General features: G+C 59.6%; 11 protein-coding genes. 5 read left to right on the top strand and 6 right to left on the bottom strand.

Going from position 1 to position 9,084, the window contains the following annotated elements; genetic code table 11:
• The first annotated feature begins 66 nt into the window (after positions 1 to 66).
• Positions 67 to 2,121: an Atxe2 family lasso peptide isopeptidase gene (locus BES08_RS29325; protein WP_069710140.1), complete on the top strand. Its 2,055-nt coding sequence runs from the start codon at positions 67 to 69 to the stop codon at positions 2,119 to 2,121.
• On the opposite strand, the gene BES08_RS29330 is transcribed toward BES08_RS29325, so the two are convergent.
• From BES08_RS29330 to BES08_RS29340, 5 genes are all read right to left on the bottom strand, one after another.
• The gene (locus BES08_RS29330) at positions 2,105 to 3,886 is read right to left on the bottom strand and encodes an asparagine synthase-related protein (RefSeq protein WP_069710141.1); all 1,782 of its coding nucleotides are present in this window, start codon (positions 3,884 to 3,886) and stop codon (positions 2,105 to 2,107) included. The two genes, BES08_RS29325 and BES08_RS29330, sit on opposite strands and share 17 nt — an antisense overlap.
• Positions 3,886 to 4,584, bottom strand: a complete 699-nt coding sequence (locus BES08_RS29335) for a lasso peptide biosynthesis B2 protein (protein ID WP_069710142.1) — start codon at positions 4,582 to 4,584, stop codon at positions 3,886 to 3,888. The genes BES08_RS29330 and BES08_RS29335 overlap by 1 nt, the downstream gene beginning before the upstream one ends.
• Positions 4,574 to 4,705, bottom strand: a complete 132-nt coding sequence (locus BES08_RS34560; RefSeq protein WP_256434636.1) for a hypothetical protein — start codon at positions 4,703 to 4,705, stop codon at positions 4,574 to 4,576. Before BES08_RS34560 ends, BES08_RS29335 begins: the two co-directional genes overlap by 11 nt.
• Positions 4,706 to 4,765: 60 nt before the next feature.
• Positions 4,766 to 4,897: a benenodin family lasso peptide gene (locus tag BES08_RS33485; protein ID WP_156800062.1), complete on the bottom strand. Its 132-nt coding sequence runs from the start codon at positions 4,895 to 4,897 to the stop codon at positions 4,766 to 4,768.
• A gap of 117 nt (positions 4,898 to 5,014) precedes the next feature.
• Complete coding sequence (locus BES08_RS29340) at positions 5,015 to 5,641, bottom strand: GntR family transcriptional regulator (protein WP_197524523.1); 627 nt, start codon at positions 5,639 to 5,641, stop codon at positions 5,015 to 5,017.
• A gap of 254 nt (positions 5,642 to 5,895) precedes the next feature.
• On the opposite strand from BES08_RS29340, the gene BES08_RS29345 reads away from it, so the two are divergent.
• Positions 5,896 to 6,228: a hypothetical protein gene (locus BES08_RS29345; RefSeq protein ID WP_069710144.1), complete on the top strand. Its 333-nt coding sequence runs from the start codon at positions 5,896 to 5,898 to the stop codon at positions 6,226 to 6,228.
• A gap of 20 nt (positions 6,229 to 6,248) precedes the next feature.
• Here BES08_RS29345 and BES08_RS29350 read toward each other — a convergent pair whose 3' ends face one another.
• Entirely contained in the window at positions 6,249 to 6,677 is a 429-nt protein-coding gene (locus tag BES08_RS29350; protein WP_069710145.1) for a helix-turn-helix domain-containing protein, read from the bottom strand.
• 704 nt (positions 6,678 to 7,381) lie between these two features.
• Between BES08_RS29350 and BES08_RS29355 the strand changes: the two genes are divergently transcribed.
• The 3 genes from BES08_RS29355 (at position 7,382) to BES08_RS29365 (ending at position 9,080) form a co-directional block, all read left to right on the top strand.
• Positions 7,382 to 8,182: a DsbC family protein gene (locus BES08_RS29355; protein WP_083274913.1), complete on the top strand. Its 801-nt coding sequence runs from the start codon at positions 7,382 to 7,384 to the stop codon at positions 8,180 to 8,182.
• 186 nt (positions 8,183 to 8,368) lie between these two features.
• Positions 8,369 to 8,683 (top strand): hypothetical protein, encoded by a 315-nt coding sequence (locus tag BES08_RS29360; protein ID WP_069710146.1) that lies wholly within the window; start codon positions 8,369 to 8,371, stop codon positions 8,681 to 8,683.
• A 130-nt stretch (positions 8,684 to 8,813) separates the two neighbouring features.
• On the top strand, positions 8,814 to 9,080 hold the full coding sequence (locus BES08_RS29365; protein ID WP_069710147.1) for a type IV conjugative transfer system protein TraL: 267 nt from the start codon (positions 8,814 to 8,816) through the stop codon (positions 9,078 to 9,080).
• The last annotated feature ends 4 nt before the right edge of the window (positions 9,081 to 9,084 follow it).

The raw sequence follows: 9,084 nt of genomic DNA on the forward strand, positions 1-9,084 counted from the left end.
GTTACGCTTTCCTGTCTCTCTGCCGTCGCTTCGATACCGTCGGCCGCATATTCGGCGTGCAATCCGATGGAGACCGCAGCCAGGCCAGAAAGACCTGCGAAGCGTCCCATCACTGTCAGCGACATGCTGGGAATTCGCAACATCGGATCCAGCGAGCGCGGGGAAGAAAGCAGGATCTTTGCGATCTCGCCGGAACGCAGCCACATTGCCTTTTTCGTCACGCAAGCGGACGTTGCCGGCAACACCATATGTCGCGCGCTCGTTTCTATGCCGCTCCAGCCCGGTGCGACGCCGCAAGTTCTTGATGTTGGCGGTCAGCCCATATTTGAAGACGTGGCAGTGCGCGGGCTCCAGACAGACTACGGATATCCCGCCGAGGACATCCCGGTGTGGTCTCCGGACGGGCAATGGCTAGCCTATCGGAAGCGCGAAGAAGGCGTGACCGAGTTGTGGCGCGTTCGCGTCGATGGCACGCAGGCAGCAAGAGTGGCCCGTTTGCCTGCCGATGTCGCGGCAGTTGCCTGGACCTCCGATGGCAAGCGCCTGATAGCAGCAATGTTCGCAGAAATAGCCGAGGCCAAAGAACGGCGCGATTTCGAAGGCCTATCCGGCTATCGCTATGATGACAGGTTCGTTCCGTATAACGACACGATCCCGAGCGTGGAAATGTCTGGCCGTCTCGATTTCGTTAAGGTCTCGCCGGAGACCGGCGCTGTCGTTCCCGCCTCAGCGGACGAGGCCAGGCTCGTGCAAACGACCGCGCTGCCGACATCTGACGAGGAACTCCTTCGAACTGCTCGAAATCCCCAGAACGAAACTCTGGAAACCCGGCTCCGAGACCCGGAGCAGCTTTTCAAACGGTTCGATCTTTGGGCAAGACTAAAGAACGGCCGCGACATTCGATGCACGGCGGTCCAGTGTTCGGGCTCAGTCTTTGATCCAATAAATCGGATCTGGTGGTCACGCGACGGTAGGGACGCGCTCATTCTTCGGCGTGATGGATGGGGAGCATCGGAAACTGCCCTGTTCAGGTGGTCACCTCACCAAAGTAGTTTCCAGAAAATCTTCCGGACCTCGGATCTCCTCGCTGGCTGCGAGATGGTCAAGGAAGGACTCATCTGCGGGCGCGAAAGTTCCGGCTACCCTCGAAGGCTCGTGAACATTGACACGCGAAGCGGAGAAAGTACCGTTTTGTGGGACCCGAATCCCACCTTCGCAAAGATCGAAAAGGGCCGGGTCACCAGGCTTCACTGGAGAAACGAGTTCGGTGCCGAGAACTTCGGGGATCTCGTAGTCCCGCCCGGCAGAAGAAACGGAGAGGCCATCCCTTTAGTTGTAGTCCAGTACAATACGCGCGGGTTCCTACGCGGAGGCACAGGTGACGAGTACCCAATATGGCTGTTCGCACAACGGGGATTTGCAGTTCTCAGTGTTCAGAAATCGCGATCGTACATCAGCCAAGTTCCGGATTCCGCTTTAAGCGACTGGGCGGTCGCCCATGCTCAGGCTTACACAGAATACAAAGAGCAACGAAATCAGGTATCGTCCATAACCGCCGGAGTCGAGAAGGCGATTTCCATGGGAATCGCCGATTCCGAGCGCATCGGTATCACCGGTTTGAGTGCGGGATCGTCTACCGCGATCTATGCGCTTCTAAACACGTCCATGTTCTCGGCTGCTGCGCTCAGTTCGATGGGAATCGATCCGGATTCGATGGTTTACGGTGGGGCGAGGCTGCGCAATTTTCGCATTAAGGAAGGGTATCCGACAGTGGCTAAGGAAAACCCCTCATTCTGGCGGCACACGGCGCTCGCAGTTAATGCCGATCGATTCCAGACGCCACTTCTCATGCAACTTGGTTCGCGAGAATCCTTACTCGGGATCGAAGCGTTCGAGGCGCTACGCGCGCATCACCGTCCGGTGGAGATGTTTGTCTTCGCCAACGAAGGCCACCTGAAATGGCAACCCGCGCACCGAGCGGCCATCTACGAACGAAACCTCGACTGGTTTGACTTCTGGCTGAAAAACAAGATCGACCCTGCAAAAGCAAAGATCGAGCAGTACCGCGCATGGCAAGGCCTTCGCGAAGAGGCGACATCTGACCTCAAAGCAGGGACTTGATGTCTGCTGATGCCTGGCTGCGCCCGCTCCACGCACGCAGCCAGGCCTCGACATCCACAATCGTCATGATGCGATTGAATTCGGGTGTATCATGCAGACGCTCATGGCCGAGGGCAACAGGGATGGAATTCATGTCAAGCATGCCATGCGTTGCAAGCATTCCCTCGCTCAGCATGTCCCGGATTTGTGCCCTGCGGGTTTCGAAAATCTTGGCTGCGAAGCCATCGGGAGTTCCCTTGGAGCGCCGGGTTACTATCTGCTGCGGCAGGATGTCAGTGAAGGCAGCTCGCGCCACCGAGCGATTACGTCCACCTTGGAACCACATCCAGGTCGGCACGCGAAGGCACGTCTCAATCACCGGCTGACTCAAGAGCGGCCAAAGTGTCGGCAGCGTTCGGGCCTCTCCATGCCCTTCAATATGGTTCTGGACGTGCATGACCCAAGCAATGTGTGCCGCCTTCCCAGGGAGCGTGCCTGGTGGTGCATCAAGCCAGGGATGATGCGCTACTGCTCCCAGACCTGCAGCGCCAGGAGCCAGATAGCTCGAAGTCTCTGGCCAGACATAACCGTGCCGGGAGGACATCTGACGCCTTAATGAACGCCGGAACACCTCCCAGACGCTCACACCGGCGACCATGCTTACATCGATAGCCGTCTTGGCCAGCCCTCGGCTGAGACCCTCGACACGATACCGGTCAACCACTGGAAGCACGTTATGCATGAGGCAAAAGACATTGTCTCCTCCTCCTCCGCTGAAGAAGGCGTCGGCGTGGCGCGCGTCCGCCAGTTCTTGGAAGAGAGCGTTTGTCGATTGCGCAAAGGCCCTGGCGGTGGGCCGGGGTAAGTGAGCCGCCTTCGATATAGTCAAATCAACAAGATCCAGACTTTCAAAGCATGCATGGAGATCACGGCCTATCGCGGTTGCAATGACGCTGGCATAGGCTCGTTCGTCACCGCGCGGGTCCTGGGTAACCATTGTCGCAAGGGTCACGTCGACCTCGCACTCCGAGAGGCAAGCCGCCACGATTGAAGAGTCCAAGCCACCGCTAACGCCCAGAACCGACCGCCGTGTTTCGCGCGCAAGCGCGCGCACCGCGCTTCTGACTGTCTGCCCCACTGCGACAACAGCATCTTCATAGCGCGTGAATTGCCTCTCGCGACCTGCAAAGGACCACGGAGACCAGACGCAGGCGGGTTTCTCATTCGACCTCCCCAGCCTGAAAACTTGGCTCGCCAAAAGTTCCTTCACGTCGGCGAGGCAGGTTTGCGCGGCCCTTAGTCCAACTCTTCGCAGGTGCGCATCGATGCCTGTCCAGTCGATTGCAGCACTCGCGAGGCCCAGCTGGACCAGGAGGTCGGCATCGGAACTGAATGCCGTGATCTTTGGGCCCGAGGTAAAATAGCACGGCAGGGCGCCCGATGGGTCGCGCATAACGTCAATGTCGCCGCCCGTCACGTCGACGCAAACCGCGAGGTAGCTGCCCCAGACCAGTTCGGGAAGAACCGCGGCGCCGCCAATACCGACACACGCTTGCTGCGCTTCGGACAGCCGCGTTATCCTCGCGCCATCGGGCGCGAACATCGTGCCGAGCAGGAAGCCGCCGCTTGCTATTTCGACGACAGCTGAAGGTGTATCGGTGAATAGCGCAATACGGGAGGACGACGCCACCGCCACGAACTCGTCGCCAAGCTTCGCCAGCCTCTTGGTTACGGCGTCAACCAGTGACGACGGCGGTGCACCCGCCAGAAGAAGGTAGCGTACCATCAGATCACGAGAATCGGCTTGAAGGCGCGAACCTCATCCAGACTATCGTTCAAGACGGTCGTACCCGCCTGCGCCCAGCAATGGGCTTTGAACGGATTGCGCATCACGCCGATTACGAGATCGCAGGCAAAGCCCGTGGCCAGCAGTTCTCCGACCAACGCCACGGACCTTGCAAGGCAGCGCCCATGAGCAGGCAGGAACATGCCGGACCAGTAGTGCGCGGTCAGGCGGTGACAGGGGAGCAGCTGGGATTCACGCGGAACGAGCGTGGCCTTACGCTGCTGGATTTGCAGCACAACCTCACAAAGGGGTTGTGCACGTAACCGTGACCCGGCCGAGACAATCCGTGCAGCACTGCGCACAGCAGGCATCCAAACGCGGCTCGGTAGAGTGTCGAGCCAGCTGGTCTCGACCACGGCGCATGGTTCACACAACTGCGCACGGATGCGGTCATGACCAACCGGCAGCAGCCCACGTTCGATCAGCGGCCGCAGCATCCAGGAGTCGCGTTCGCTCAGCTCCGCCCCTGTACATATCCGCTCGAGCGCAGCGCTGCTGGCGACACCGGCCGCAACATAGTGGTCGTTAGCGAGATCCAGAAAGATCGCCTGACCATCCACAAACGTGAAACTCACCGCTGGCAACATCAGCGTACTCCGGGAAAAGACAGCAAGGTGCTGGCTGTAATCAGTCGTCATGCATTCCGTAGGGATAGCCGGTCCCGACGAATTCAATGAACGGCCCAGGAGGACCTTTCGTGCAGGCAATTACCGAACCCAGTTCGATGATCTCATTGGCCGAAGCTTTGTTGACGCCCATTTCGTGATCCTTTCGGAGTGAGCAGATGCCGGCGCGCGCAAGGGCGCGCGCCGGTCTTGGTCACTCGTCGGTAAGGCCGGTGGCGAGGCTCTTGCCGACGTTGTCGTCGATCACCCCGGGAGGCCCCTTGGTCTCGATGCTGGCCATCCCCAGTTCGATGACTTCGTCGAGCAGTTCGTCATTGCGATCCATGACAACTTCCTTTCTTCGAAACTGCACAATTGCAGCAACGAAGATGATGTGATCGGAAGTGCATATACCGAAGGTTATAAGCTCTCGTCTTCGTTAACGTGTACGTCTACCCGCACGTCACACGTCCAAGGTTCCCCCAACAGCGAGCGTCAACAAGCGGACCTGCTGCAACCGGCGGCGATGATACGACGAGATGGCGGCGGAAAGCCGGCGATGATCTTCCCCCGTCGCGAGATCGAGGAGTACGGCGAGTTCCTCGGCCGCACGCGGAAGGTGGTCGATTTCCTTTAGTCGCACCCGCCGCAAGCTTTCGCCTGCCGTTGCAATCGCATGTTCGAGATTGCGATTCGGTGCTGGAAAGCAGAGGCCTGAGAAGAACATCTCCGCCGTCGCCGCATAGGATTCCGGAGATTCAATCACGGACTCGCTATCAAGCGCTATGGACCGCATCGTCCGCGGCCGGCGCGCCAACGCAAGCTTCATCAAATGCTCATGCCAGAGATAAATATCTCGTAATGAAGCAGGGGTAATATCCGGCAGCATGTACCCGATCTGGGCACCGGTAAGAAGAAGCCGCTCTCCAACCAGGCGGTTCACACTGTCTCGTACGGGAGCGATGCTGACGTCGAAATCGCGTGCGATCCGAGTAATGACGATCTCGCTACCAGGACGATACAAACCACGCAGTATGTCTGAACGCAGCTGCGTGTATACGCGGTCGGTTGCGATGGCCAATGGTGCCAAGGTCAGTCCTCCAGATCAAGAGGCAGCGACGTGACGATGCAATTCATACGTGGCCCATTGATGCAGCGGACCCGAGTGCTCCCGCACAAACGGGAGACCTTTGCCGGCAGCGATCCGAATGTCGTTCTGGCTCAAGCACACACGGCAAATCACTGACCTGTTGACCGAAAGCTTGCCCCGCGCCTGTGCAGATCGTCAAGAAGATGATCCATTGCTGTCATGGCTCGAGGGCGAAGTGAAACCAGTGTTCTGCGATGATCCGCTTCGTCGTGCCCGCGTTCAACAAGGTCTTGTCGCTCAAGCGTCGCGGCCAGGCGATGAGAAGCCGCGGGAGAAAGCCGGGAGACCAAGGCCGATTGATAAAGCGCCCGGCCTTCCAAAGCCGCAAGGTACAGATCGAGAAGAATCTCCCATCGCGGACTCGCGAGCTGATTGCCATCGAAGATTTTGGTCACGAGCGCCTGTTCTGCCAGCAGCAGGCGGCACAGCTCACCATGTTCAAGGCGCAAGGAATCTCGCGAAGGTCCATTGGCTGGCGGTTCCTGGTCATCGTCAGTCAAGGAATGAGCCCCACACCGACCATCTGATAGCATGACGCCGCATCTGCTTACGGCCCTTCGAGGTCGATGACCGGGCTGCGCGCAATGGCAGGGCCGGGGCGCAGTTGACGCGCGACAGATGCCACATAGTAGTCACCGATGCTGGCGATGCAGTGCTCGTCGAGATCACCGGGATCATCGAGAAGCAGTGCGAGAGGAAACTTCACTTCGTGCTCCATGAAGAGCAGCGGTACGAATAGATGCGATGCTCCAAGGCCAAGCGCGAATGCGCAGCGCAGATGGTTGTCGAATGTGGAACAGGGATTGCCTGCTTCTATCTCCCGCAACCACCTAACCCCTATTCCCGTACTGATGGAAAGTTGGCGCTGAGTAATATGTGAGTGCTTCCTTCGCTCTTCGATCAAACGCCCTGACACCTGTCTCACCTGCTCCAAACGTTCGGGCACCGGCGCGACAACTTTACTCAGTGCAGGCATGCACTACCCTCCTCATAAATCCGGTGTGAGCTCTCCCGCGCATATTTCCTTACAGAGTGATTTCAGTCCGGACAGTCGTCAAAGGGAATTCTTCTCAATCTGAGATGCAAACCAAAGGCGCTCGCGGCATTCCCGAATCCATTTGGTATCGGCAATGCTGTCACCAGGCACGGCCGCTTGGCGAACTCTTTGAAGGCAGGAAAGCGAACAATCCAGTTCGCGTCCGGGCACCCAGTACTCGTTGCGGTCTCAGGACTGCCGTATGAGGCTGCCGCAGTGCCTCTGGCGGCAGCCTCAGGACCTCCCCGCTTGATTATCGCTCCTGACCATACGCATCATTCCCATGTTGAATTCCTGAGCGGCGCCGCGCTCGGCGATCTCCAGGGAAACCTGCAAGACACTCTCCGCTCTTCCGCCAAGGAGGCCAGTATGGGATCGATACTCAGGACATTGCCCGCAATGCCCCTTCTCGTATCCGCGGTCGAGCTACTCGCTTGCGCAGGGCAGGACAGACCTGCTCCGCTCCCCCACCCTCGTTTTCAGCGAGTGGAGTGGGCGGCGGACCAGTTCGTTGTTCGGCAGCAAGGCCCTGGGTCATGGGATGCGCTGCCGCGTAGCGAAACCATGGCGGCGGCAGGCCATGTGCACCTGGATCATTCTCTTCTGGATAAGCCCATTCAAAACAAACTTGGAAAGCATAGGCGATGAGAACTGTCAGCAAGTACATAGTCTGTCTGAATGCTACAATATTCAGCACAATTTCGTGCGTTGTACCAGCCGTAGGGCAGGACGGTGCGTCACACCGCGATATCTCCGCGCTAGCAGACACCGCGCAACGCAGATTGCAGCAGACTTTCACGAACCTGCGCTTCGAGGACTTCGGCCCGGCACCAGTTACGGGGCCGATCTATCAGGCCATCGCGGGCGGCAAGGTCGTCTACTACGCCCCCGAAAGCGACATGATCCTGTTTGCCGCGGTGTACGACAAGAACGGCGTTAATCTCACTGCCCTTGCTCAGGACGCCAGCGCGCGGCGGCGGATCGGCACGCTCGACCCGAAGGGCGCTCTTGCCATCGGCCCAGCGGACGCGCCTACGGTCATCGAGTTTACCGATCCCGACTGCCCATTCTGCCGCGCCCTCGACAAGTTCTGGGCCGCAAAGGAGGCTGAAGGCAAACCGGTGCGGCGGCTGATCTACTTCGTGAGCGGCATCCATCCCCACGCGGCGGCGAAGGCGGAGCACATCCTGTGCTCACCGGACCCTGCAGCAGAGTTCGAACGCATTTATGCCGGCTCGGTACCAGGCCCCTTGCGGACCTGCCCCGAGGGTCACGCGCGTGTCGCGAAGAACAGCGAGGAGGTCGGCAAGATGGGCATAGCTGCAACGCCGACGCTGATCGTGGACGGCCGGTTGATTTCGGGTTTTCAGCAGGCCGAACTGGACGAGTTTCTCTCCAAACCCAAGGCCACGCTCGAGGCGGAGCCGGCAAGCCATTCTCCCTGAGGCGCCTCGCCCAGAGGCGGAAGCAATCGCCCCGCCCCGGCACCTCTGACATCGAAGGCATGAGTTTCAGGCGGCCGCGCCCCTTCCTGGGGAGCTGTCCTGCGCCGCCGCCGGCTGCCCTGGATGAATGTCCACGACAACCGGCTTCCAGCCGGACGGCTCCCCAACAGGACTGGAGTACAGACCATGAGGTCCATCACTGCAAAGCGCCTTCTCACCTGCGCCGACGTTGGCATCCCGCTGCTCCTCGCTCTCACGATCGCGGGCGCCGCGCAGGCCTTTACGGCCCCGGCGGCCGGCGACCTGGGCTACGACATCTACGACATCGTCGTGAATCAGGGGGTCAAGGGGCCGCTCGGCTTCGTCGCCGGGGTCGCTGCCTTCCTCTTCGGCGTATCGCGGCTGTTTTCCAACATCATGGTCGGCATCCCGACGATCGTCGCGGCGGTGTGCCTCATCAAATCCGACACCATTCTGCAGACCTTCGGAATGGTGATCTGAGCAATCGGGCACAGCCTCGCGCAACGACGCTCAGTCCGCGCGTGAGACCGTGCCCTCCGAGCCGGGCAACAGCCCGGATAACCGACACCCGGCCCGGCCGGGCTGTCTGTGAAGCAGGAGGAGAAGAGCCGTGGATGAACGCCTGCCCCAGTACCTTCACCGCCCCGTCCAGATTCTCTGGTTCGGTTCGGACGAGTTCGTGCTGGTCATGTCGACCATCTTCGTTGCCGTCATTGTCGGAGGAGTGATCGGCTGGACGCTCATCGCGGCTCTTCTCCTTTTCATACCCTGGAAGCGGACCAAGCCCCGCGGCTTCATTCCGCATCTCGCCTGGCGCTGGGGACTTGTCTCCTTTCGAGGCTACCCCGGCCCTACCCAGCGGCGGTTCTTCGAGTGAGCGG

The sequence above is a fragment of the Novosphingobium resinovorum genome, assembly GCF_001742225.1.
Taxonomy (GTDB): domain Bacteria; phylum Pseudomonadota; class Alphaproteobacteria; order Sphingomonadales; family Sphingomonadaceae; genus Novosphingobium; species Novosphingobium resinovorum_A.